This is a genomic window from Williamsia maris (assembly GCF_024171815.1).
Taxonomy (GTDB): domain Bacteria; phylum Actinomycetota; class Actinomycetes; order Mycobacteriales; family Mycobacteriaceae; genus Williamsia_A; species Williamsia_A maris.
Window position 1 is genome coordinate 519,135 of the sequence record NZ_JAMTCJ010000002.1, and the last position, 22,310, is coordinate 541,444.

Consider the following 22,310-nt stretch of genomic DNA (forward strand, 5'->3'; position numbering starts at 1 on the left):
GTTCAGGCGGATTTCCCGATACCACGCAGGAGCATGTCGGCGACCTGGTCGGCGTGACGGTGCCCGTCGGTGGCGGGGTGTGCGTCGAGGTAGCCGAGCATGCTGTCCACCGCGCCCTGGTAGGTGACTGCCATGAGCAACGGATCCAGGCCCGCGTCGAAGTCACCCTCGGACTGACCGCGGGCGAATATCTCGGCCTGTCGCGCGTACGTCTCGTCGTAGTCGTCGAGGCCGAAGCGCAGGTCGCCGGCGGGCGTCCGCAGGTTAACGACGATCTCCGCGATGGCGCGGCGTTGCGCGCCGTGGGTGAGACGCAGGCCGGCAGCGCCGTGTATCGCGGCGCGGATGACCCGCGGTGCGGGCTCCGACAGGTCCAGGGTCGCCGCGACAGCTGACCGCAGGACGAGGAGAGTCTGCCGTGCCGTCGTGTCGAACAGATCGTCGAGATCGGTGAAGTAATGCCAGAGAAGCCCTTTCGACACCCCGGCTCGGGACGCGATCTCCTCGGCGGTGGTCGCCTGGTACCCGACATCGGCGAGGACGTCGACGGTGGCCGCGACGAGCTGGTCTCGGCGTTGGTCGGGGCTGAGCCGACGGCGGACGGGCGCGTCGGTCACGTTCGGTCGCCGACGACGACAGCGATCACACCGACCATCACGACCGCGATGCCGATCATCTCCACACGCATCCACACCGGGTAGAGGTCCGGGATGAGGGCTTGGACGACGTTGACCACGAGCAGGACCGCCGCGATGATCCCGACGGCCCGCGCGGCGCGCACACTCCCGCGCTCCGCCGCCCGTAGCCGAAGCGGGAGAAGAACCGCGAAGACCGCCACGATCACAGCGTGTACCCACGCCTCGGTGGGCGCCTGCGACGGCGCGGCCGCGCTGAGAACGGCCAGGGCGAAGATCGTCGCCGCGACCACCGCGACATAGATTCCGACGAGGCGGCACAAGCGGCCGAGCGGACGAGCGCGAACTTCGTTGACCATGCGGTCAACACTAATTGACCAGCTGGTCAACAGCAAGGGTTCGGCTAGGTCGATCGGGGGTCGCGAGTAGCCGAGCGTGCGCGATGACCCCGTCGAGCGCGGCCTCCAACGGGGCGGTGTCGCGGTGGATCTGGGCCAACAGCAGGCCGCCCTGCAGGGATGCGAGCGTCGACCTGGCCAACGACTCGGTATCGACGTCCTCGCGCAGGACACCGCCGGTGCGCATCGACTCGTAGCCACGTCGGATCGCGCGCTCCCACCGCGACAGCGCCTGGGCGACGCCGGCGCGCGCACCCGGGTCGACCTCGGCGACCTGCACGCCCAGCGATCCCAGTGGACATCCACCCGAACACCCGCCGAGGCGCTGGAACTCGACGATCCACGCGCACCACCGCTGCAGCCCGTCGATCGAGTCGAGTTCGGCGAACATCGCCTCGTGCGCACCGACGATCGTGTCGTCCTGGTGCGCGATGACCGCGTGCACCAATGCGTCCTTGTCGGAGAAGTAGTGATAGATCTGCGAGCTGCTCACCCCGGCGCGGGCACGCACGTCCTCCATGGTCGTACCCGCCACACCGGTGTCGAGCATCAGCTCCGCCGCTGCACTCACGATGCGCGCCCTGGTCTCGCGACCCCTTGCGGTGAGTGGTCTCCCGGTGTTCGTGCGATGTGCTTCGACCGTCATCGCACCAGCCTAGGTTTTCTGGATTGGACAGTCCAGTTTTCTGTCGGCAGGCTGGCGTCACCGAGGCGACGCGCCCCGGGAACAACTCCAGTGAAGGACTGACGATGACCACCTCGCAGGATTCGATGACCCAGCAGCTGACCGCGACCCTCGAGGGTTCGCTCACCCAACTACCCGCCGAGGTCAGCGCGGCGTTCGCCGCCGACCGGGACGGCCTCGACTCGACGGGCACCCCCGCCGGCGTGGCGGCGGTCGGTACCGCGGTCGCCGACGTCGACCTCACCACCGCGCAGGGCGCCACCACCCGTCTGCACAGCGAGCTCGGTGGACGTCCCGCCGTCCTGGTGTTCTACCGCGGCGCATGGTGCCCGTACTGCAATGTCGCGCTGGGTGCCTACCAGCGTGAGCTGGTGCCCGCGCTGACCGAACGCGGCGCGACCCTGATCGCCATCAGCCCGCAGAAGCCCGACGGCTCGCTCAGCGCGCAGGAGTCCAACGACCTGACCTTCACGGTCCTGTCCGACCCGGGCAACACCCTCGCAGGCAACCTCGGCATCATCGCGCCGAACAACCCCGATGCCATCGCCGCGCAGAAGCAGCTGGGTCTCGACGTCACCGAGCACAACGCCGACGGCACCGCCGATCTGCCGTTCCCGACCGTCGTCGTGCTCGACGCCGCCGGGACGATCTCGTTCATCGACGTGCACCCGAACTACACGACCCGCACCGAGACGTCCGACATCATCGCCGCGGTCGATGCCCTGAGCTGACCGCGATCGACGACGCCGGGGTCTCGCCTACCGCTTCTGGCGGCGCGAACCCCCGTGCCAGTCCTCGGTGAGGCCTGCGTCCTCCTCGCTCACGCCGAGTGCGCGGAGCTGGGGCCGCTCGCGCAGACTGCGCTTGAGTTCGGCGAAGCCGGGGAACTGCGCGAGCCCGACGACGTGATCCCAGAGTTCGGCCGCCTCCTCCACGCGGGGGAGGCGGCTGATCACGGGCCCGAAGAACGCGACCCCCTCGGGCGGCCGGAAATGGATGATCGGCGTCCCGACGTCCTTGCCGGTGAGTCCGAGCGCCTCGTCGGTCTCGGCCTGGATGACGGCGTCCCACGTGTCGTCGTCGAGTGCCGCGAGGTGCGTCGAGGCCATACCCAGCTCGTCGAGGATCGGCGCGACGAAGTCCGCGGTACCCCGGCGTTCGTGCGCCTCGGGCTCGTCGGGGACGGGCTCGGAGTCGAAGATCTTCTCCCCGAGCGCGGCATAGAGGGCGGTGACGCCGTCGCGGCCGTACTGGTCGCGCACGGATGCGGCCACCCGCAGGAGTCGCAGTCCCGCGGTGTGACCCGCCTCGTACTCCGGCGGGAAGTGCGCGGCGTAGTCGATGTGGGAGTTGAGGAGTCGCAACGAGATGAACCGCCACTCGACGGTGTAGTCACGCTCCCGCTGCACCATGCGGACCCACTTGCTGGTCATCCAGGCGAACGGGCAGACGGGGTCGAAGTAGAAGTTGATGTCAGCGGAGGCCATGTGTCCACACAAGCACACCGCGTAGAACTGATCGCATGAGTACACAAGCGTTCGTCGATGGTGTCGAGGTCGCGTGGCGTCCGGGGTGCCCGTTCTGCATGAAGTTGCGTAGCCAGATCCGACTGCGGGGGATCACCACCACCGAGTTCGACATCTGGTCGGATCCGTCGGCGGCCGAACGGGTGAGGCAGGTGACCGGCGGCGACGAGACCGTCCCCACCGTGTTCATCGGGACCGAGGCCATGGTCAACCCGTCCATCAAACAGGTCGTCGCGGCGATGGAGCGACAGCTGCCCGGTCGGACGGACCTGGTCCGCAGGCCCGGACTCCTCGCGCGGATCCGCGGTAAGCACTGAGCCCGGTCAGCGACCCACGACGTCGTCGACGGCCGGTAGTTCCTCGTCGGCGCGTCCACCGTGACGGAGTCGGCGGGCGGCGAACCCGGACACCAACGTGATGACGATGACCGCGGCCAGTGCGCCGACGAACGGCCACGACAGCGGCGACGTCCCGTACGCGCCGACCGCGGTGTACCCGATCGCCGACGGCAGGATGCCCACGACCGTTCCGAGGAGGTAGTCGCGGCCGCGGATCGCGCTCAGGCCGGCCGCGTAGTTGACCACCGCGAACGGGAACGGGATCAGTCGGATGAGGACCATCGCGATCAGACCGCGGCGCTGCAGGATCGCGTCGATCGACGCGATGCGCTCCCATCCGAGTCGGGCCACGCCGTCGCGTCCGAGCCACCGCGCGAGTCGGAAACCGAGCCACGCACCGATCGTCGCGCCGACCATGACGACGGTCGCGCCCTCGATCAGTCCGAACAGCAATCCGCTCGCGATGGTGAGGGCACTGGCGGGGAACGGCGTCAGCGACACCGCGATGTAGACCAGCACGAACACGAGTAGGCCCCACGCGCCGGCGCCGTCCACACGATCACGCAGCGGCTGGGGGTCGGGGATGTCGACGGTCACGGCGACGACAACCATGGCGACCACGATCGCCACGAGCAGAGCAGCTTTCCACCGATGGTTGAATCGGCCTGCGCTGCGTGTCGGTTCGGCGTCGTGCACATCACTCCCGGGGTCGATGCTCAGACTAGTGGCCGATCAGTCGAGGACGATGTCGTGCCCGGGCCCGCGTTGGTCGTCGGGGCGGACCCCGAAGTACCGACGCTCGGATTCGGCGATCGGGGTGTCGTTGATGCTCGCCTCGCGACGTCGCATGAGTCCGTACTCGTCGAACTCCCACAGCTCGTTGCCGTAGCTGCGGAACCACGCGCCGTCGGCGTCGTGCCACTCGTACTGGAAGCGCACGGCCATGCGGTTCTCCCGGAATCCCCAGAGGCTCTTGCGCAGGACGTAGTCGAGTTCGCGTTCCCATTTCGCGGTCAGGAACTCCACGATCGCGCGTCGTCCGGTGAGGAAGGTGTCGCGGTTCCGCCAGACCGAGTCCGGCGTGTACGCGAGACTGACCTTCTCCGGATCCCGGGTGTTCCACGCGTCCTCGGCGGCCTGCACCTTCGCGATCGCGGTGTCCATCGTGAACGGGGGCAGGGGCGGGCGCGGCTCGGGAGCGGTCACGCGATCATCATCTCCCGTCGGCGATGGGTTGCGCGCGGCGGATCTGGTCGGCCGCACGCGCCGGATCGAGATCCACCGAACAGCGGATGATCGCGCTGCCGAGTCGCAGGACACCGTCGCTAAGCGGCTGCGCCCGCAGACCGCCGCGTCCGATGAGCGCCTTGCGGGCCCCCTCGCCGGCCATCGTGTCCATCCACGAGCACGGATGGGCGGGGCGACCGCCACGGAACCGGATCGGCCCGTCGCCGGTGTCGATCTCGAACTCCTCGCCGCGCAGGGGATCGAGTTCGAGTCCGCGGACGGCGACGTTGCGACGGGCGACCACCGGGTCGGCGCCGTCGGTGGCGGCCTCCCAGGCCTCGAGCGCCAGGAAGGTCACCGCGGCCTCGGTGTGTGCCCGCACCCCGAAGAACCGGTCGCCGCGGATGCCCTTGTCGGCGACGATGTCGACGTGGTCGGGGAGTGTTGTCGGCACGTTGTCGGCCGGGCCGTCCTTGGCGCGTCCGAAGTAGGCGTGCCCCGGCGACACCAGCAGTGTCACCACCTCGAAGCGATACTCGCGATCCATGCCCTCCACGCTGGCACACTGGTGGATGTGACGGCATCCGGAGACCCGCAGAGCTACTCATCGGGCGAGCGTGTCTTCGGCCCGCCCCGCGGCACGTTCGACCCGGATTGGGCGGCAACGGCATTGCGTTCCAACCGCCCTGAGCTCGACCACCCGACCTCGGTTCGGCTCGTCACACAAGCGTGGGAGCTGTTGCGTGAGCGCGACATCCGCGGTGACGAGTTGACCGCGGCCCTGGCCTCAGAGTCCGGTGTCGACACCGATCTCGCCGGTGCCGTCTCGGCCATCGCGACCGAGACCGCACGCTTTTATCTGGATCGCCCCTGACGGGCGCCACGGCCGATCCCCGAATCCGCGACCTGAGCAGTCGGTGGCTGTTCGGTCTGTTCTCGACGCTGCTGGCGGTGTCGCTGATCCTGCACCAACTGTGGTGGGACGGCCTCGAGACCGACTCCCTGCACGCCGTGGCCATCCTCGCCGCGCTGTGGTTGCTGGTCCGACCGACGTCGGTCGGACGCTTCGCGCTCATGCTGGCCGCCGAGGTCGTCGCGGTGGGCCACGACCTGCCCTACGTCGGCGACCACACGCTCGTCGTGTTCGTGACCGGTGTGGCCGTACTCGCCCTGCTGGGGTGGACCCTCGCAAGGAACCGACGCCTACCCGCACCCGGCGAGTTGTTCGACACCATCGCACCGTTCCTGCGCGTGCAGCTGATCATCGTCTACGCGGCCGCGGCGCTGTCGAAACTCAACACCGACTTCCTCGACCCGCAGACCAGCTGCGCCGGCCCGATGTCGCAGAAGATCATCTGGTTCGACCCCACTCTGCTGAGCGGGACCTGGCGGATCACGCCGTCGATCTGGGCGACCGTCGCGGTGGAGATCGCGCTGCCGATCCTGCTCGCGGTGCCCCGGACGCGCGTGATCGGCTTGGCTCTCGGGTGCGCGTTCCACGTGGTGCTCGCGCTCGCGGGCAACGTCCCGTTCTCCGCGGTGGCCCTCGCGCTCTACGTCGCGTTCCTGCCGACACACACCGTCTCACGTCTGCACACCGTCCTGCTCCGACACCGACGACTGCGATCGGTGACCCGGACCGTGACGACCCCGACCGCATCGGTGCTCCTGTTCGCCGTCGGGGTGGGTCTGTGGTTCGGCGCCGCGCGGGTGCTCGGCCGTGACCCGTGGTCGTGGTCCGATGGGCTCGGCGGCGTCGCCCGACTCGCCATCGTCGTCATGGTCGGTCTCGCCGGCGTCGCGTTCGTGCTCGGACGACGTCGCGGCGGCACCCCCGAGTACGCCCGCCCGCGATCGGGGCGGCGTCTCGGCCACCCGATCCTGATCGTCGCGGTCGCGATGCTGCTCGCGAACGCCGCCTGTCCGTACCTGGGACTGAGATCAGAGAGCACCTTCACGATGTTCAGCAACCTGCGCACCGAGCAGGGCGCGTGGAACCACCTGTTCATCCCGGAGTCGGTGCGCATCTTCGGGTTCCAGGATCGTCTGGTCACCGTGGTCGCGACCGACGATCCCGCGTTGGCCGCCCGGACGAGTTCGGGCACCGAGCTGACCCGGTTCGAGCTGGACCGGTATCTGCGGGCGCACCCCCGGGCGAAGGTCACCTGGTCGGAGGCCGGGCCGGACGGCGCGATCACCCGGTCGCGCGGGCCCGTGGCGGCGGCACCGGGGGAGACGTTCGCCGAGAAGCTGTTCCACTTCAAGGACGTACGACCCCGCGAAGACGGTGACTGCGGTTAGCCTGCTCAGAACACGGGCGATCGCGACGGGCGATCTCTCATCTGTCGAGGAGACGCGATGACCCAGTCCGACCCGAAGCAGCCCGACCCCTACGCCACCGAATCCTTCACCGGAGATCCCTACGCGCAGAACCCGTATGCGGCATCACAGCCGCAGTACGGCGGCGCCTACGCACAGCCGCAACAGTTCACCCCGGCTCCGCCGTCGGCCAACGGTGGTTGGGCGGTCGCGGCGATTATCTTCTTCTGGCCGTTGGCGTTCGTCGCGGTCAGCCGCGCGTTCTCGGTCTACCCGCTCTGGGCTCAGGGGCGGTACGCCGAGGCGGAGGCCGCGTCGAAATCGGTCAAGCGGCTCGGTGTGATCTCGCTGATCATCATCGCGGTGCTGATCGTCCTCTACATCCTGGTGGTGATCATCGCTGTCGCGGCGGGACTCTCGTCGGATTCGAGCGTCTGAGCCCTCCGCGGTCGGCTCACCGCCGACGCCGGTAGAGCGACAGGGTGACCGACGCCGCGGTCAGCAACGGCACCGACACCGCCAGCCGGTCGGCACGGCGAACCAGGTCGGTGACGACGCTGTCGGACTCGACATCACGGCCAGCGCTCATGTCGCGGTACAGCGAGGCGGTGAACGGCGAGCCCTCGGCGATCAGCCGGGATCGTGCATTCGCGACCACCGCCGACGCGACCGTGATCCCCGATGCGATTGCCACCGAGACACATTCGTCGATCAGTGCTCCCGCAACCGTGGGACCGAACTCGGTGGCGGTCACCTCGCCGACGTTCGCGCGCACCATCGTCGTGAGGGCAGCTGCCGAGGCGAGGAAGATCCACTTGTCCCACATGTCGGTGACGATGCGGTCCGAACAGACGGTGTCGAAACCCGCGCCGGCCAGGGTCCGGTCGACCTCGGCGATCCGATCGGTCATCTCGCCCGACAGCTCGCCATAGCGCATGAACCGATCCGGGCCGAGCAGGTCCACGGCGCCGTCGGCCCCGAGCTGACTCGCCACCACCGCCACGCCACCGAGCACCGCCGACCCGAAGGCATCGGTGAGGCGGTCGAGGTGCCGCATGCCGTTGAGCAGCGGCAGTACACACGTCTGCGGCCCGACGGCCGGGGCGACGTCGGTGATCGCGGCGTCGAGCGCCTGCTCCTTCACCGAGAGGATGACGAGGTCGAACGCCCCGGAGACCTGCCCTGCCGTGATCTGCCCCGCCGTGATCGTCGCGACCGGTGTCGCCGACTCCCGCCCGGCGTCGCGGACGACTAACCCGTCCCGGGCGAGCTGCTCGGCCCGCGCCGGTCGGACGAGGAACGTCACGTCGCGGTTCGCCTCGATCAGGCTCGCGCCGAAGAACCCGCCCACCGCGCCGGCACCGACGATCAGGACACGCATCGACTCAGTTGCGATCGACGTCGATGGGATGGGTCGCCAACAACGGCAGCGGCCACGGCTGGCGACGCAGGACGTCGGCGAAGACGTCGTCGGTAGCGGCGGCCAGCAGGTCGCGCGGCAACGCTGAGGCGATGAGCCACGAGTCGCGACGGAGTTCGTCGTCGAGTTGTCCGATGCCCCAGCCGGAGTAACCGGCGAAGATCCGGATGCCGTCCAGGGTCCGCTCGAGGTCCTCCGGGTCGGCGTCGAGATCGACCAGGACCACCCGGCCGTCGACCGGCCGGAGTCCGGTGACGGCCTCGACGTCGACCCCGGGCTTGACCACACCGAGGCACAGCGCCGAGTCCTGCTTGACCGGACCGCCGATGAACACCGCCCGCGGGGCGGCCGTCAGATCGGTCCACTGGGGGAGGAGGTTGTGCACCGCGGTCTGGCTCATCCGGTTGATGACGACACCCAGGCTGCCCGCGTCGTTGTGCTCGACGATGTAGATGACGGTGCGACGGAACGTGGGTTCGGTCAGCGTCGTGGCGGCGATGAGCACACTGCCCGCACGGATCCGGCCGGCCTCCACGGTGTCCCACGTCGGGTTGAAACCCGTTCCGCGACCACGCGGTCCGTCGGACGGGGAGCCCCCGCCGGAGACGTCCCCGGCAGAGAAATCGTCCGAGGAGAAGTCCTCGGGGTCGTCTGGCCTGGCCACCCGTTCATCATGGCACGCCCGGTGCGCCGTGACAGGCCGTCCGGCAGTGGGTGCACCGCACCCGCGCGCAGGAATCTCACAGCCCATGCCCAGGCACGACGCCCCGCGGGTTTGTACTCTCGGACAAGTGCGATTCCTGCGAGCGTTCCGTGACCGCCCCGGGCTGTCGCGTCTGCTCGCGATCCGCCTGTCCAGTCAGGTCACCGACGGCCTGTTCCAGGCCGCGCTGGGCGGTGCCATCCTGTTCAACCCCGAGCGCCACGCCGACCCGCTCGCCGTCGCCGGTGGGCTCGCGGTGCTGCTCCTGCCCTACTCGGTGATCGGCCCGTTCGCCGGTGCGCTGCTCGACCACTGGGACCGCCGCACCGTGCTGATCTGGGCGAACGTGGCGCGGGCGGTCCTCGTGACCATCGTGGCTCTGTCGATCGCGATCGGCGCCCCCGACACCGTCGTGTTGGTCACCGCCCTGCTCGTGACCGGCGCCAGCAGATTCGTCGCATCCGGATTGTCGGCGGGACTGCCGCACGTCGCACCGCGCGAGATCCTCGTCGGGATGAACGCGTTCTTCACCACGATCGGCGCGGGAGCGCTGGCGGTGGGCGCCGGCATCGCGCTGGGCCTGCGCCAGATCTTCGGCGCCGACAACATCGGCAGTGCGCTGACGACGATGGGCGCAGTTGTGATCGCGCTGATCGGAGCGGGCATCGCCGTCGGATTCGCCCACCTGGCGCTCGGCCCGGACCACCCCGACACCGAGGGCGCCGACGTCACCGCGGAACACCCGCGCGGTCCGGCGATGCGCGCGGTGGCGGTGGGCCTGCTGCACGGCGGGCGCGCCGTCGCCCGGGCCCGTGGGGTGTCGGGGTCACTGACCGCGATCGGCGCGCACCGGGTCGTGTTCGGCCTCAACACCCTCATGTTGCTGGTCCTCACGCGGCACTCCGCCCTCGGCGGCGGGCTCGCCGGGATCGGACTGGTCGCGTCGATGACGGCCGTGGGCATGTTCCTCGCGGCGCTGCTGACGCCGTGGTCGGTGGCGCGGACCGGCCGGCGCAACACGCTGCTGATCGCGCTGGGCATCGGGATCGTCGCGGAGACCACCCTGTTGACGTTCAACGGCATCGTGATCTGCGCAGCCGCGGTGGTGCTGGGATGCATCGGGCAGATGTGCAAGCTCTGCGGAGACGCCGCCATGCAGATGGACACCGACGACGCCGTCCGCGGACAGGTCTTCTCCTTCCAGGACGCCATCTTCAACATCGCCTACGTCGGCGCGGTGACCGTCGCCGCGCTCGCCATCGCCGAGAACGGCCACAGCCCCGGGCTCCCCATCGCCGGTGCGGTCATCTATCTCGTGGCGCTGGGCCTGGTGCTGGGCATCTACTCGCAGCGCCGGACGTTCGCCGCCGAACGTCATTGCATCAAGGACTGTTTCGGCGACGTCGCCGCGGATCAGTCCCGCGCCGAACCCTCCTCGAACCTGACCTGACCCCGCGTCGTCCACAGGTCGGCGTGTCCGTCGGCGTCGTCGTCGACGAGTGCTGCGTCGAACTCCCCGTCCCCGTCGAGGTCGATGAGGACCCGCGCCGGCGACGGATCCGCCCCGGTGAACACCAGACCGACCTCCGACCGGCCGTTTCCGTCGACGTCGATGTCGCGGTGATCGGGCCGACCGGCGGTGGTGTCGGCTTCGGTGTCGGCGTTCGAGCCGGAGGCGCGCCCGGATTGCGCGCCCGGCACCGGCGCGGGGTCCGCGTGCGGTACCGCGGCGGCCGGGTCGGTCACCCGGTGATCCCACAGGCCGCGCCCGGTGTCGGAGTAGTAGGCGTCGGGGTGGCCGTCGTCGTCGGTGTCGAGGACCGCCAGGTCGGCGCGGCCGTCGCCGTCGGAGTCCCACATCGCGTCGTCGGCGGACCCGTCACCGTCGAAATCCAGCCGGACGGAATCGGGGACTCCGTCGCCGGACAGGTCGAGGTCGGCGACCGAGGTCCAGGAGGACATCTCGCCGACTCCGGAGCCGAAGCCGTAGGTGATCGACGATCGTCCGCCCGACCCTGGCTCAGGATGTTCGGCGATGGCGGGATCCCCGGGACCGTCCTGCTCGGCGGGGCCCAGTACGAGGATGTGGAAGTCCATGATGGCTTGGACGCACTCCAGCGGTGTGGAGTTCCGTCCCGTTCACACGGTGCGTAGCGTGGCAACCGCGTTCGTCAGCGAAAGGTCCCCATGTACATCAGCGAACTGGGCGAACTCTGGCACCGCGCCCGAGTCGAGCCGAGCATCGTCCACCTCGATTCCGCCGCGGCGTCGCGGTCGTCGAACAAGGTCATCGAGGCGGTGACCGCGCACCTGTGGCGGGAATCCGAGCGCGGCGGCTACGTCGCCCAGGAACAGAGCTCCGAGCTCCTCGCCCGCACGCGGCGCGACATCGCCGCCCTCGTCGGACACACCGCCGACGAACTCGCCTTCCGCGAGAGCGCATTGGCCGCCCTGCGCGCCCTGCTCACCTACTGGAACATGCCGGTCTCGGCGACGGTGTGGGTCGCGCCCAACGAGTACGGCCCGAACCTCGACCAGTTCGAACGACGCGGTTACGCGGTGCACACCATGCCGTCGACCGACGGTTACGGCCGCGTGGACACCGACGCGCTGCAGAACATGCTGCAGTTCGAGCAGCCCGACTTCATCCACGTCTGCCACATCGGTTCGCACAGCGGGATCGTCCAGCCCGTCGCCAAGATCGTCGAGCTCGCGCACGACGCGGGCGTCCCGGTCGTCGTCGACGCCGCGCAGGCGCTCGGACAGGTCAACTGTGTGACCGGCGCCGACGTGGTCTACGGGACGAGCCGCAAGTGGGTCGCGGGCCCGCGTGGTGTCGGCTTCCTCGCCACGCGGTCGGACTCGCTGCGGCCGGTGGAGATCGAGAGCTCCGAGGCGTTCATCGCCGGGCGCATCGGCCTGGGTGTCGCGGTGCAGGAGCTGCAGAGCTTCGGCGTCGAGAAGATCCACCGGGAGCTCGCGGCCATCGGCAAGTACACCCGCGAGCGTCTGTTCGGCGTCGGCAGCTGGGAACTCATGGAACCGGTCGGCGAGCAGTCGGCGATCGCGACCCTCGCCCCGCCGCCGGGGTGGGGCCCGTCGGACGTCGTCGCCGCACGAGATCGGTTGCGCTCCATCGGCATCCTGGTCACCTGCGCCGAATCGTGGCGCGCCCCGCTGTACACCGAGCAGTCGGTGTTGCGGATCAGCCCACACCTCGACCTCCGACGCGGACACCTCGACCAGCTCGCCACCGAACTGCGCGGGATGGGTTACTGAGGTTTCGCCGGGTAGCCCCGATCGACCGACCCCGTCGTCCATACTGGCGGCATGGCGATCGACCCACGCGGACGAGATCTCAAGCGTTACCTCGCAGACGACCCGGGCGGACCGGTGGTGATGCTCAACCTGCTCCGCTTCGCCGAGGGCGGACGCGAGGCCTACGCCCAGTACGCGGCGGCGTTGAACGAGACCTTCCTCCCCCGGTACGGCGGCGAAGTGCTGTACGCGGGTGACGGCTCGACGCCGCTGGTCGCCGAGGAGGGGCAGGACTGGGACGCAGTCCTGTTGGTGCGGTACCCGTCTCGCAGTGCGTTCAGCGAGATGGTGGCCGACCCGGAGTATCAGACGGTGACCGGGCTGCGGACCGGCGCGCTCACCGAGGCAGTCCTGCAGGCCACCGTTCCCTGGACGTGACGGGGTCCGAGACCGCTCAGGCGCTCTCGCCCTGACGCAGGGTCGTCAACAGGTCGCGGTGGGTGATCCACCCGACGACCCGCTCGTGGTCGTCGTCGAGCACCGGCACACCGGTGCCCGCGTGGTCGGCCATGGCCTCGAGCGCTTCGTCGACGGTACTGAGCACCGTTAGAGCAGCTGGTAACTCGGCGATCTGGTCCACCGATATCGAGTGCGCGGCGGGAACCTGGAGGGCCTCCGCGACTCCTCGTGCGCTCACGCAGCCGCGGTAGCGACCGCTCGTCGGGTCGACCACCGGCAACATGGGCCACTGCGACTCGGCGAGCAGACCGGTCGCGGCGGACAGCTCGGTGTCACCCGCCATCGGTTCCGGGGCCGGTCCGACCGCGCGGCCGACGGTCTGGCCGCCAAAGGGGTCCGGCTCCACCGGTTTGTCGATGTCGATGCCGCGGCGCAACAGCTTTCGCGTATAGATGGTGTCCTTCGAGATGAGTTGGCTGGTCCCGGCCGCCATCGCCACCGCGAGCATGAGCGGCAGGATGATGCTGTACTCCCCGGTGAGTTCGAACAGGATGATCACCGCGGTGATGGGTGCGCGCGTCGCCCCGCCCAGAGCGGCCCCCATCGCGATCAACCCGTACGCACCCGCGCTGACCACGATGCCCGGGGCGAGGTCGTGTCCGATGGCGCCGAAAGCGCTGCCCGCCATGGCCCCGATGAACAACGTCGGAGCGAACACGCCGCCGGATCCGCCGATACCGATGGTGAGGCTCGTGGCGATCATCTTGGCAACGAGGAGCAACAGCAGGAACCCGATGACGTACTTGCCCTCGACCGCGTTCTGCAGGATCGGGTAGCCGACTCCGTACATCTGCGGTACCGCCAGCAGCACCGCGCCGAGCAACAGCCCACCGACGGCCGGCCGCGCCCAGTCGGGCCACCGCCACGCCCAGTCGCAGATGTCCTCGACGAGGTAGAGCACCTTGGAGAACAGCACCCCGACGGTGCCGACGACCACGCCCAGGACGAGGTACAACGCGTACTCAGCCGGGTTGTGCACGGTGAACACCGGCAACGACAGGAACGGGTCGTCGCCGATGATCGCGCGGGCGAGCAGGCTCGCGGTGACGCTGGAGAGCACCACCGCGCCGAACGACTCGGCGGCGAAGTCGCGCAGGATGAGCTCAAGGGCGAAGAACGGCCCGGCCAGCGGGGCGTTGAACGTCGCCGAGATGCCACCCGCAGCGCCGCAGGCCACCAACACCTTGAGACGACCGGCGTCGACACGGGTCCACTGGCCGAGGGTGGAGCCGAGCGCCGATCCGATCTGGACGATCGGCCCCTCTCGGCCCACCGACCCGCCACCACCGATGCACAGCGCCGAGGCCAACGCCTTGACCAACGCCACCCGGGGAGCGATCCGACCGCCGCGCTGCGCGACCGCGTACATCACCTCGGGGACGCCGTGCCCCTTCGCCTCGGGCGCGAAGCGGTAGACCAGCGGTCCATAGATCGCGCCGGCGATCATGGGCGCGACGAGGAGAAACCAGATCCCGAGACCGGGAAAATGCGAACTGCCCACCCGACCGGCGTCGGAGAAGTCATCGGTCCCGGTGAACAGCCAGGTGATCGAGGTGATCAGCCACCGGAAAGCGACGGCTCCCAGGCCGGTTCCCAGTCCGATGGCGACCGCCAGCGGAACGAGTGCGGTCCGACTCGTTCGAATCCAGCGGGTCGGCGACATCGGGAGCGCCGTCATGCGATTGTCGACAAATCGGACAGAGCAACGGGTTTGCCGATTGTGCGATGGCCGTGACTCATCATCCGAACGTATCGGTGCGCCGATGCAACAGTCGTGACGGGTCCATCAGCCGTCGACGTCAGCACCGACATCCGCAGCCCGGCGAGGGTGGATCGACGGTCGTGTCGCCGTCGCCACTACCGTTGCTCCGGAGCGCGCGGGCCGATCGGGCGCTGCGGGGCGCGAGAGTGGGGGCGGGACCGTGCGCAACAAACTGTCGAGACTCACCGACGCGTTCTGGTTCCTGCCGATGTCCCTCGGGATCGGCGCGTTGATACTGGCGCAGATACTGATCACGGCCGACCGTGCGATCGGCGACGCCGATCTGGGGATCTGGGGTTCGCTGCTGTACCGGGTGGGTGCCAGCGGAAGCCGCGACATCCTCGGTGCCATCGGTGGCTCGATGCTCGCGGTGGCGTCCACGTCGTTCTCCATCACCGTCTCGGTTCTGGCGACCGCGAGTTCGACCTACGGCCCGCGCCTCGTACGGAACTTCATGAACGACCGTGGCAACCAGTTCGTCCTCGGGATCTTCGGGGCGACCTTTCTGTATTCGCTGATGGTGCTGCGATCCATCCAGGACCAGTCCATCACCGGCGGGCAGTTCGTTCCCGACATCGCGGTGAACGTGGCGGTCATACTCGCCGTGGTCGATGTCGCGGTGCTCGTGTACTTCATCAATCACATCGCCGGGTCCATCCAGGTCTCCACCCTCTCGGCTCGTGTCCGATCCGAACTGGTCGACGTCGTCGACAGTCTTTATCCGCAGCAGCGGCCGGACAACTCGCGCCCCGCGACGTTCCCCGCCGCCGAGCACGAGCGCGTTCTCGCCGAGACGTCCGGGTTCGTCATCGACATCGACGAGCACGCGCTCCTGGCCGTGGCCGAACGGCATTCGTGTCTCATCGAGGTCCTGGTCCGACCGGGTGACCACGTCGTCGCCGGGGAGCCCCTGGTGCGGGTGACGCCGGGGGCGGAGGACGACGAGATACGTGCCGCCGTCTGCAGGGCAATCGATCTCGGCAACACGCGCACCCCGATGCACGACGTCCAGTTCGCCGTCCAGCAGCTCGTGGAGATGGCGGTTCGTGCGTTGTCGCCAAGCACGAACGACCCGTACACCGCGCACAACGCGTTCAGTGAGCTGGCCACCGGGATGGTGCCGATGGTCCGGCGTCCGACACCCTGGCTCGGACGCACCGACGGTGACGACACCGTGCGGCTCATCGTCACCCGTGTGCCGGTGACGGAACTGATCGACGACATCTTCGATGCCGTCCGCATCTATGCGCTCGCGGCACCGGTGGCGATGACCGCCGCCATCCTGCTGGCCCGACGCATCGGCGTCGCCGCCGTCGAGCCAGATGTCCGCGAAGCTGTGCTGCGTCACCTCGCACTCATCGAGGCCGCCGAGCGCGCTTCCGCCGGTGATCCGGTCACCGTCGACTTCTGCTGCGGTGAGATCGCAGCTGCCCGTGGGGCGATCACCGATGCATGATGACGACGAACCTCAGCGGGCGCCGGTGATCGGTTCCTCCGTCGGTTCCTCGTGCAGCATTGCCGCAACCGGTGTGTCCGTTGCGCTGTGCAACGCAATCGACACGATCACCGTGCCCGCGACGAGGGCGAAGACCTTCTCGGCGGAGTCGATGCCGGACGTCAACACCAGCAGGCCGTAGACCACACTCGCGAAGCCCTTCGGACCGAACCACGCCGCCGACAACCGCTCGTTACGGGCGAGCCGGTGGCTGCCGACCAAGGAGATCAACACCGGTATCGGTCGTCCGATCACGAGGACGAGAACGGCGAAGATCCACCCGCTGATCCCGACGTCACCGAGCAGGGCGGGCGTCACCAGCGCGCCGAATGCGAGCAGGGCGGCGTTCTTGGCCAACTCGCTGGTGAGTTCACCCACCGGGGCGAATGACTCCGAGGCACGTGGGCTCACGCTCGCCAGGGTGATCCCGGCGGTGAAGGCGGCGATGTAGGGGTTGGCCCCCACCGTGTCGGTGAGAACGAACAGGAGGATCGCCACGGCGAGAGGACCGGCAGCCTGGGCACGCGTGGTGACGCCGAGCACCGGCAGGCGCACCAGCAGCGCACCGACGATCGGCGCCGCGACACCGAGAACGAGGCCCAGGACGACCTCGATCAACACCGCCCCCAGCGAGGTGCTCTCGTCGACCCGCCCACCCAACGTGCCGATGAGGATCAGCACGACCGGGAGGGCCAGACCGTCATTGAGTCCGCTCTCGATGTTGAGAAGGCTGCGGAGGCGAGCGGGTACGTCGTCACGGCCGACGAGTGCCGCGGCGAACACCGGGTCGGTCGGTGCCAGGATCGCGCCGATCAACATCGACGTCGTCCAGTCCAGACCGACGACGAGGTGCGCCAGAACGGCGACGACGCCGAAGGTCAGTGGCATCCCGATGAGCAGCGCGCGTGTCGGATCGGCCCACTCGTGCCGCAATCGGGAGAGCGGGGCCCGTTGTCCGTCCGCGAACAGAACGGCGAACAGCGTCACCGACGCCACCTCGCGAACCGTGTCGTTGCCCAGTCGTTCGGCATCGAGGACCAGCGGCCCCGCGAGCAGCCCGGCGAACAAGAAGATGCCGGAGGTCGACAGCGGACTTCGCGCCGAGAGATTGGACAGCAGCACCGCCGCCAGCAGGGCGAACCCGAACGTCGTCACGAAGGCCATCGGATCAGCATCCCCTGTACGACCCCGGTCGATGTCCTCGGACGGCTGGACGTCCGATCGCGGTCAGCGCGAGGACAGTTCCAACATCGCGATCTCGGGTGGTGCGCCGACCCGGACCGGCGGCCCCCACGCACCGGCACCGCGGGTCGTGTAGATCGTGGTCGACCCGACCCGGTCGAGACCCTCGACGGTCGGTTGCTGAAGCGGGACCAGGTACCGCAGCGGCCAGATCTGACCGGCGTGGGTGTGCCCGGACACCTGCAGATCGACACCGGCGTCCGATGCGTCGAAGGCCTGCAACGGTTGATGGGCGAGCAGCAGCACGAAGCGGTTCGGGTCGCGGCCGGCGAGAGCGGCGTCGAGGTCGGGCTCGTAGGGCTTCGGGGCGGTGGCGTCGTTGATGCCCGCGACGTCGATGGTGGCGCCGGACCGGGTGACCGCGGCGCGTTCGTTGCGCAACACCCGGACGCCGAGGGAATCCCACCGGTCGAGCCACTTCCCGCCGTCGCCTGCGTAGAACTCGTGGTTGCCGCTCACCGCGAAAACCCCCAGGGGTGCGAACAACTCGCGCAGCGGCTCGAGGGCGGAGCCGACGAGTTCCACGGTCCCGTCGGTCAGGTCACCATCGAGGATGACGAGATCGGGGGACTGCGCGTTGACGTCGTCGACCACCTTCTGCACGAACCCGCGTCCACGGGCGGGACCGACGTGCAGGTCGGAGACCAACGCCACCCGGGTCCCGTCGAACTGCTCGGGCAGCCGGTCCAACGACACCGTCGTCCGCGTGACACGAGGGGACGCGGCCTCGAACAGTCCGTAACCGACCGCGACCACCGAGACGATCGCGACGAACGCCGAGCCGAACCGGTGGACCCGCAGCCGGACGTCGCCGGAGTCGCGGTGCCGGACCGCCATCACCACCCGGATACCCAGGGTCACCAGACCGACCAGCGCGGTACCGAGGACGAGATAGAGAACCACTGCGAGCCAGGACAATCCGATGAACGCGGGTACGCGCGCCCACGCCGGGTCGAACAGTTCCCCCGAGCCGATGCCGATCAGCGCCAGCACCCAGAAGACCACCAGGATCACGTCGATGACTCGGGAGTACGGACGCGGCATCCGCGTCCCCCGGACGTACCGCAGATGCAACACCAGGCCGACCAGGGCCAGGAACGTACCGAACGCCAGGAGTCTCGTCATGTCCGGTTCAGGGTAGTTGCGCGACGAGCGCGGGCCGAAATCAGCTCAGGCGCTTCTTCGCCTGCTTGACCAGCCCGCCGCCGATGATCAGCCGCTGGATCTCGCTGGTGCCCTCGTAGAGGCGGAGCAACCGCGCGTCCCGGTAGATCCGCTCGACCGCGACGCCGCGCATGTAGCCGGCGCCGCCGTGGACCTGGACCGCCGAGTCGGCGACCTTGCCGAGCATCTCGGTGCAGAACAGCTTCGCCACCGACGGTGAGATCCGGCGGTCGGTCTCGTCGACCCAGGCGCGGGCGGCCTCGCGGACCAGGGCGCGACCGGCCATCACCTGCGTCGCCATGTCGGCGATCATTCCCTGGATCAGCTGGTTGTCGCCGATGGGCTTGCCGCCCTGGGTGCTGATGGCGGCGGAGTCCACCGACTCGTCGAGCGCGCGTTGGGCCTGGCCGACCGAGACCGCGGCGATGTGGATGCGACCGCGCGCCAGGATCGTCATCGCCGCCCGGTAGCCGAGGTCGGCTTCGCCGCCGACGAGCGCCGCGGCCGACACCCGGACCGAGTCGAAGTAGACCTCGGCGGTCAGCGACCCCTCCTGGCCCATCTTCTTGTCCTTAGGTCCCACGGTCACGCCGTCGGCGTCGGCAGGGACGAGGAACACCGCGATGCCCGGGCCGGACTCGTCGGCCGGACGGTAGCGGGCGAACACCACGAACAGGTCAGCCGTGGGGGCGTTGGTGATGTACCGCTTGTCCCCGGTGATGATCCAGTCATCGCCGTCGGCAACGGCTTTCGTGCGCAGACCGGCCGGGTTCGAGCCCGCGCCGCTCTCGGTGAGCGCGAACGAGGCGACGACCTCACCCGAGGCGATGCGCTCGAGCCACGTCTTCTTCTGTTCGTCGGTGCCGAACTGCACGAGCACCTGCCCGGCGATGCCGTTGTTGGTGCCGAACATCGACCGCAGCGCGAGGCTGGTGTAGCCGAGGACCTCGGCGAGCCGGACCTCCTGGGCGAGGTCGAGGCCGAGACCGCCCCACTCCTGCGGGATCGCGAAACCGAACAACCCGAGGTCCTTCGACGCCTGGCGCAGGTCGGCCGGGATCTCGTCGCCGTCGGCGATCTCCTGTTCGCGCGGGATCACCTTGGTGCGGACGAACTCCTCGGTGGTCGCGAGGATCTCGTCGAGTTCCTCCGGGCTGACCTCGGGTCCGCCAGGGGTGGTCTGTGTGCTGCTGTTCGGACCGGAGGCCGACGACGTCGTCATCAGACCAGCGTAAACCGCGGGGACGCGTGCCCCCGGTGGATCGGCCGGATGCTCGTCAGGCGCTGTGGGCGGCGCCGAGCTGGTCGAGGATGTGGGTGATCGCGGGCCGGCAGCGGGCGGCGTCGGCCTCGACCAGACCGATGCGGGTGCGTCGGTGCAGGATGTCGTCGACGTCGGTCGCGCCCTCACAGGTGACGGCGAACTCGATCTCGGCGCGGGTGACGTCGATGTCGCGGGCGATGGGGGCGAGCGGGGACGACACGGTCGCCATGTCGACGACGCGCCGGGCCTCACCGCCGTATCGGGCGAGCAACGACGCAGGCAGCCTGGAATCGCGCGGGCCGTGCGCACCGATGACGGGGATCGACTCGGTGACACAGGGATACGCGTCGAGATTGCCCTTCGTCACGGCCGCGTCGACCGCGTCGGCGGCCATCTTGCGATAGGTGGTCAGCTTGCCGCCGACGACGCTGATCAGGCCGGTCGCGTTGATCCCGACGGCGTGCTCGCGGGACAGGTCCGCGGTGTCACCGTCGGCCTCGATCAGCGGTCGCAACCCCGAGTACGTTCCGATGACGTCCGCACGCGAGACCGGGGTGGCCAGCGCGGTGTTCAGGGTGTCGAGGATGTAGTCGATCTCGTTCTCCGACGGCACCGACTCGTCCGGGATGGGCCCCGGGGCGTCCTCGTCGGACAAACCGACGTAGACCCGCCCGAGTTGCTGGGGCATCGCGAACACGAAGCGGCTGCGGTGCCCGGGAACCGGAACGGTCAATGCGGCGGTCGGGTTGCCGAACGTCGCGGCGTCGAACACGAGATGGGTGCCGCGGCTGGGTCGGATGTGGATCGAGTCGTCGACGGTCCCGGCCCACACGCCGGTGGCGTTGATGACCGTCCGCGCCTGCACCCGGAAGCTCTCGCCGGAGTCGACGTCGGTGAGCTGCGCACCGCTGCCGGTCACGTCGTCGGCCCGGATGCGCGTGCAGATCGCCGCGCCGTGCGACGCCGCGGTCCGCGCCACCGCGACCACCAGACGGGCGTCGTCGATGAGCTGGCCGTCGAAGGACCGCCAGCCACCGTGTAGGCCGGTCGGGGCGACCTGCGGGCATGCGGCGATGACCTCTGCGGAGGACACGTGCTCGGGGCGGCCGAGGACGCCGACCGGCGTGCGGGCGCCGCGACGCAACAGGTCACCGATCGCGAAGCCTGCGCCGACGATGGCCGATCCGAGGAACCCGTCGGCGCTCGCGCGCACCGATGCGAGCCGTCCGACGCCGGCGGGGGCACCGTAGGCGGGGACGACCTGAGCCATCGGCGACACCAGGTGCGGCGCGATGGCGGTCATCAGGTGGTGGCGTTCGACCGCGCTCTCCCACGCGATGCCCAGATGCCCGGAGGCGAGGTACCGCAGACCGCCGTGCACCAGCTTGCTGCTGTAGCGGCTGGTCCCGAAGGCGAGGTCGCGCGATTCCACCAGCGCGACCCTCAGTCCGCGGGACGCGGCGTCGAGTGCGACCCCGACACCGGTGATGCCGCCGCCGATGACGAGTACATCCCACGATGTCTGCGGGTTCTTCAACGCCGCGCGATCGTCGACCGCCCGCTGCGGGCTGAGGTCTGGGCTGTACGACAGCAGTTGAGTTCTCATGGCAGATCTCCGTGCGTCCGTGGGTGGTCGGTGTCGGTGGGGCCGAGATAGCCGGTCAGGGCGATGCGCAGCTCGCCGGGCCACGCGCCACCGAGGATCGGCGCCATCATGGCCCGCGACTGGATGGCCGACTGCGCGATGAGCAGGACCATCGCGGCGAGATGTTCGGGCTGTCCGGGCCGGATCGCCTCGAACGACTGGGCGGCCACGATCGCCTCGGTCAGCACGGTGAGGACACCGCGCTGGCTGGTTCCGAGCCGGGTGAAGATGTACGGCGCGATGACCTCGGGCTGCATCCGGCCCAGGCTCTCGAAGACGGCGTCCTCACCGACGGCGACGGCCACCCCGACGGTGGTGTCGATGAGGGCGTCGAGCACCGCGCGGCGGGTGGTGTCGGGCAGCAGACCCGCGGGCGCACCCCGGTCGAGGACGTCGACCGAGGACCGCGCGTTCACACTGAGCGCCTCGGCGGCCGCGCGGGCGGCGGTGTCGATGTGCACACGGTGTTCGGTGATGATCTGCGCCATCTCGCGTGTGAGCAGGTCGCGGATGACCGACGACACCTCGGGCCAGCGGCGGTAGACCGTCGGCCTGCTGACCCCGGCCTCGCGCGCGACCTCGGCGAGCGTGATCTTGCGACCGTCGCTGCGCAGGAGGCAGGTGCGGGCGGCGTCGAGGACATCGTTACTGGTTGACATGTTGTGTAAAACTGTAACGCATGACAGCGCCGTCGTCGGAGCAACCGACCA

Annotated in this window: 25 protein-coding genes; 9 read left to right on the forward strand and 16 right to left on the reverse strand. The window is 69.3% G+C overall.

The window, feature by feature from the left end:
- Window positions 1-2 precede the first annotated feature (2 nt).
- From LX13_RS09415 to LX13_RS09425, 3 genes are read right to left on the reverse strand one after another with little or no spacing between them, the layout of a single operon-like run.
- Window positions 3-617: a TetR family transcriptional regulator gene (locus LX13_RS09415; protein ID WP_253661079.1), complete on the reverse strand. Its 615-nt coding sequence runs from the start codon at window positions 615-617 to the stop codon at window positions 3-5.
- Window positions 614-994: a hypothetical protein gene (locus tag LX13_RS09420; protein ID WP_253661080.1), complete on the reverse strand. Its 381-nt coding sequence runs from the start codon at window positions 992-994 to the stop codon at window positions 614-616. Before LX13_RS09420 ends, LX13_RS09415 begins: the two co-directional genes overlap by 4 nt.
- Window positions 995-1,004: 10 nt before the next feature.
- Entirely contained in the window at window positions 1,005-1,604 is a 600-nt protein-coding gene (locus LX13_RS09425) for a TetR/AcrR family transcriptional regulator (protein ID WP_253661081.1), read from the reverse strand.
- Between the two features lie 179 nt (window positions 1,605-1,783).
- On the opposite strand from LX13_RS09425, the gene LX13_RS09430 reads away from it, so the two are divergent.
- A complete protein-coding gene (locus LX13_RS09430; RefSeq protein ID WP_253661082.1) occupies window positions 1,784-2,449 on the forward strand; it encodes a peroxiredoxin-like family protein in 666 nt (221 codons plus the stop codon).
- A 27-nt stretch (window positions 2,450-2,476) separates the two neighbouring features.
- Here the strand turns inward: LX13_RS09430 and LX13_RS09435 are convergent, their stop codons facing one another.
- Window positions 2,477-3,205, reverse strand: a complete 729-nt coding sequence (locus tag LX13_RS09435) for a mycothiol-dependent nitroreductase Rv2466c family protein (RefSeq protein ID WP_253661083.1) — start codon at window positions 3,203-3,205, stop codon at window positions 2,477-2,479.
- 35 nt (window positions 3,206-3,240) lie between these two features.
- On the opposite strand from LX13_RS09435, the gene LX13_RS09440 reads away from it, so the two are divergent.
- Complete coding sequence (locus tag LX13_RS09440; protein WP_253661084.1) at window positions 3,241-3,561, forward strand: glutaredoxin domain-containing protein; 321 nt, start codon at window positions 3,241-3,243, stop codon at window positions 3,559-3,561.
- Between the two features lie 6 nt (window positions 3,562-3,567).
- On the opposite strand, the gene LX13_RS09445 is transcribed toward LX13_RS09440, so the two are convergent.
- The 3 genes from LX13_RS09445 to LX13_RS09455 form a co-directional block, all read right to left on the reverse strand.
- Window positions 3,568-4,212, reverse strand: coding sequence for a TVP38/TMEM64 family protein (locus tag LX13_RS09445; protein WP_253661085.1), 645 nt, complete (start codon window positions 4,210-4,212; stop codon window positions 3,568-3,570).
- A gap of 102 nt (window positions 4,213-4,314) precedes the next feature.
- On the reverse strand, window positions 4,315-4,746 hold the full coding sequence (locus tag LX13_RS09450) for a nuclear transport factor 2 family protein (RefSeq protein WP_253661795.1): 432 nt from the start codon (window positions 4,744-4,746) through the stop codon (window positions 4,315-4,317).
- 49 nt (window positions 4,747-4,795) lie between these two features.
- Entirely contained in the window at window positions 4,796-5,356 is a 561-nt protein-coding gene (locus LX13_RS09455) for a molybdenum cofactor biosysynthesis protein (protein WP_253661086.1), read from the reverse strand.
- Window positions 5,357-5,383: 27 nt separating this feature from the next.
- Between LX13_RS09455 and LX13_RS09460 the strand changes: the two genes are divergently transcribed.
- The 3 genes from LX13_RS09460 to LX13_RS09470 all read left to right on the forward strand — a co-directional run bounded on the left by LX13_RS09460 (window position 5,384) and on the right by LX13_RS09470 (window position 7,566).
- Entirely contained in the window at window positions 5,384-5,683 is a 300-nt protein-coding gene (locus tag LX13_RS09460; protein ID WP_253661087.1) for a hypothetical protein, read from the forward strand.
- Between the two features lie 77 nt (window positions 5,684-5,760).
- On the forward strand, window positions 5,761-7,110 hold the full coding sequence (locus LX13_RS09465) for an HTTM domain-containing protein (RefSeq protein WP_253661088.1): 1,350 nt from the start codon (window positions 5,761-5,763) through the stop codon (window positions 7,108-7,110).
- 57 nt (window positions 7,111-7,167) lie between these two features.
- Window positions 7,168-7,566, forward strand: a complete 399-nt coding sequence (locus LX13_RS09470; protein ID WP_253661089.1) for a CD225/dispanin family protein — start codon at window positions 7,168-7,170, stop codon at window positions 7,564-7,566.
- Window positions 7,567-7,582: 16 nt separating this feature from the next.
- On the opposite strand, the gene LX13_RS09475 is transcribed toward LX13_RS09470, so the two are convergent.
- Both LX13_RS09475 and LX13_RS09480 read right to left on the reverse strand, forming a co-directional pair.
- A complete protein-coding gene (locus LX13_RS09475; protein ID WP_253661090.1) occupies window positions 7,583-8,509 on the reverse strand; it encodes a 2-dehydropantoate 2-reductase in 927 nt (308 codons plus the stop codon).
- Window positions 8,510-8,513: 4 nt separating this feature from the next.
- Window positions 8,514-9,212 (reverse strand): YqgE/AlgH family protein, encoded by a 699-nt coding sequence (locus tag LX13_RS09480; protein ID WP_372499863.1) that lies wholly within the window; start codon window positions 9,210-9,212, stop codon window positions 8,514-8,516.
- Window positions 9,213-9,297: 85 nt separating this feature from the next.
- Here LX13_RS09480 and LX13_RS09485 point away from each other — a divergent pair, with 85 nt between their 5' ends.
- On the forward strand, window positions 9,298-10,701 hold the full coding sequence (locus LX13_RS09485) for an MFS transporter (protein ID WP_372499864.1): 1,404 nt from the start codon (window positions 9,298-9,300) through the stop codon (window positions 10,699-10,701).
- On the opposite strand, the gene LX13_RS09490 is transcribed toward LX13_RS09485, so the two are convergent.
- A complete protein-coding gene (locus LX13_RS09490) occupies window positions 10,665-11,348 on the reverse strand; it encodes a hypothetical protein (RefSeq protein WP_253661092.1) in 684 nt (227 codons plus the stop codon). The two genes, LX13_RS09485 and LX13_RS09490, sit on opposite strands and share 37 nt — an antisense overlap.
- 90 nt (window positions 11,349-11,438) lie before the next feature.
- On the opposite strand from LX13_RS09490, the gene LX13_RS09495 reads away from it, so the two are divergent.
- Together LX13_RS09495 and LX13_RS09500 are read left to right on the forward strand one after the other, a co-directional pair.
- Window positions 11,439-12,530, forward strand: a complete 1,092-nt coding sequence (locus LX13_RS09495; RefSeq protein WP_253661093.1) for an aminotransferase class V-fold PLP-dependent enzyme — start codon at window positions 11,439-11,441, stop codon at window positions 12,528-12,530.
- 51 nt (window positions 12,531-12,581) lie between these two features.
- A complete protein-coding gene (locus LX13_RS09500) occupies window positions 12,582-12,947 on the forward strand; it encodes a DUF1330 domain-containing protein (RefSeq protein WP_253661094.1) in 366 nt (121 codons plus the stop codon).
- A 16-nt stretch (window positions 12,948-12,963) separates the two neighbouring features.
- Here LX13_RS09500 and LX13_RS09505 read toward each other — a convergent pair whose 3' ends face one another.
- The gene (locus LX13_RS09505; protein ID WP_253661095.1) at window positions 12,964-14,706 is read right to left on the reverse strand and encodes a chloride channel protein; all 1,743 of its coding nucleotides are present in this window, start codon (window positions 14,704-14,706) and stop codon (window positions 12,964-12,966) included.
- Window positions 14,707-14,950: 244 nt separating this feature from the next.
- Here LX13_RS09505 and LX13_RS09510 point away from each other — a divergent pair, with 244 nt between their 5' ends.
- Window positions 14,951-16,246: a DUF2254 domain-containing protein gene (locus LX13_RS09510; protein ID WP_253661096.1), complete on the forward strand. Its 1,296-nt coding sequence runs from the start codon at window positions 14,951-14,953 to the stop codon at window positions 16,244-16,246.
- Between the two features lie 12 nt (window positions 16,247-16,258).
- Here LX13_RS09510 and LX13_RS09515 read toward each other — a convergent pair whose 3' ends face one another.
- From LX13_RS09515 to LX13_RS09535, 5 genes are all read right to left on the reverse strand, one after another.
- The gene (locus LX13_RS09515; protein WP_253661097.1) at window positions 16,259-17,449 is read right to left on the reverse strand and encodes a cation:proton antiporter; all 1,191 of its coding nucleotides are present in this window, start codon (window positions 17,447-17,449) and stop codon (window positions 16,259-16,261) included.
- Between the two features lie 63 nt (window positions 17,450-17,512).
- Entirely contained in the window at window positions 17,513-18,652 is a 1,140-nt protein-coding gene (locus tag LX13_RS09520) for a metallophosphoesterase (protein ID WP_253661098.1), read from the reverse strand.
- A 40-nt stretch (window positions 18,653-18,692) separates the two neighbouring features.
- The gene (locus LX13_RS09525) at window positions 18,693-19,913 is read right to left on the reverse strand and encodes an acyl-CoA dehydrogenase family protein (protein WP_253661099.1); all 1,221 of its coding nucleotides are present in this window, start codon (window positions 19,911-19,913) and stop codon (window positions 18,693-18,695) included.
- A 55-nt stretch (window positions 19,914-19,968) separates the two neighbouring features.
- Window positions 19,969-21,561 carry a glycerol-3-phosphate dehydrogenase/oxidase gene (locus LX13_RS09530; protein WP_253661100.1) on the reverse strand — a complete coding sequence of 531 codons (1,593 nt, stop codon included), beginning with the start codon at window positions 21,559-21,561 and terminating at the stop codon, window positions 19,969-19,971.
- Window positions 21,558-22,259: a TetR/AcrR family transcriptional regulator gene (locus tag LX13_RS09535; RefSeq protein ID WP_253661101.1), complete on the reverse strand. Its 702-nt coding sequence runs from the start codon at window positions 22,257-22,259 to the stop codon at window positions 21,558-21,560. Before LX13_RS09535 ends, LX13_RS09530 begins: the two co-directional genes overlap by 4 nt.
- Window positions 22,260-22,310: the final 51 nt, after the last annotated feature.

What these genes read in the sequence shown, in the direction of transcription:
- LX13_RS09420 (WP_253661080.1), bottom strand. Translation starts at nt 994, where the DNA reads ATGGTCAACGAAGTTCGCGCTCGTCCGCTCGGCCGCTTGTGCCGCCTC.
- LX13_RS09430 (WP_253661082.1), top strand. Translation starts at nt 1,784, where the DNA reads ATGACCACCTCGCAGGATTCGATGACCCAGCAGCTGACCGCGACCCTC.
- LX13_RS09435 (WP_253661083.1), bottom strand. Translation starts at nt 3,205, where the DNA reads ATGGCCTCCGCTGACATCAACTTCTACTTCGACCCCGTCTGCCCGTTC.
- LX13_RS09440 (WP_253661084.1), top strand. Translation starts at nt 3,241, where the DNA reads ATGAGTACACAAGCGTTCGTCGATGGTGTCGAGGTCGCGTGGCGTCCG.
- LX13_RS09450 (WP_253661795.1), bottom strand. Translation starts at nt 4,746, where the DNA reads ATGGACACCGCGATCGCGAAGGTGCAGGCCGCCGAGGACGCGTGGAAC.
- LX13_RS09455 (WP_253661086.1), bottom strand. Translation starts at nt 5,356, where the DNA reads ATGGATCGCGAGTATCGCTTCGAGGTGGTGACACTGCTGGTGTCGCCG.
- LX13_RS09470 (WP_253661089.1), top strand. Translation starts at nt 7,168, where the DNA reads ATGACCCAGTCCGACCCGAAGCAGCCCGACCCCTACGCCACCGAATCC.
- LX13_RS09475 (WP_253661090.1), bottom strand. Translation starts at nt 8,509, where the DNA reads ATGCGTGTCCTGATCGTCGGTGCCGGCGCGGTGGGCGGGTTCTTCGGC.
- LX13_RS09485 (WP_372499864.1), top strand. Translation starts at nt 9,298, where the DNA reads ATGCCCAGGCACGACGCCCCGCGGGTTTGTACTCTCGGACAAGTGCGA.
- LX13_RS09490 (WP_253661092.1), bottom strand. Translation starts at nt 11,348, where the DNA reads ATGGACTTCCACATCCTCGTACTGGGCCCCGCCGAGCAGGACGGTCCC.
- LX13_RS09495 (WP_253661093.1), top strand. Translation starts at nt 11,439, where the DNA reads ATGTACATCAGCGAACTGGGCGAACTCTGGCACCGCGCCCGAGTCGAG.
- LX13_RS09500 (WP_253661094.1), top strand. Translation starts at nt 12,582, where the DNA reads ATGGCGATCGACCCACGCGGACGAGATCTCAAGCGTTACCTCGCAGAC.
- LX13_RS09505 (WP_253661095.1), bottom strand. Translation starts at nt 14,706, where the DNA reads ATGACGGCGCTCCCGATGTCGCCGACCCGCTGGATTCGAACGAGTCGG.
- LX13_RS09515 (WP_253661097.1), bottom strand. Translation starts at nt 17,449, where the DNA reads ATGGCCTTCGTGACGACGTTCGGGTTCGCCCTGCTGGCGGCGGTGCTG.
- LX13_RS09520 (WP_253661098.1), bottom strand. Translation starts at nt 18,652, where the DNA reads ATGACGAGACTCCTGGCGTTCGGTACGTTCCTGGCCCTGGTCGGCCTG.
- LX13_RS09525 (WP_253661099.1), bottom strand. Translation starts at nt 19,913, where the DNA reads ATGACGACGTCGTCGGCCTCCGGTCCGAACAGCAGCACACAGACCACC.
- LX13_RS09530 (WP_253661100.1), bottom strand. Translation starts at nt 21,561, where the DNA reads ATGAGAACTCAACTGCTGTCGTACAGCCCAGACCTCAGCCCGCAGCGG.
- LX13_RS09535 (WP_253661101.1), bottom strand. Translation starts at nt 22,259, where the DNA reads ATGTCAACCAGTAACGATGTCCTCGACGCCGCCCGCACCTGCCTCCTG.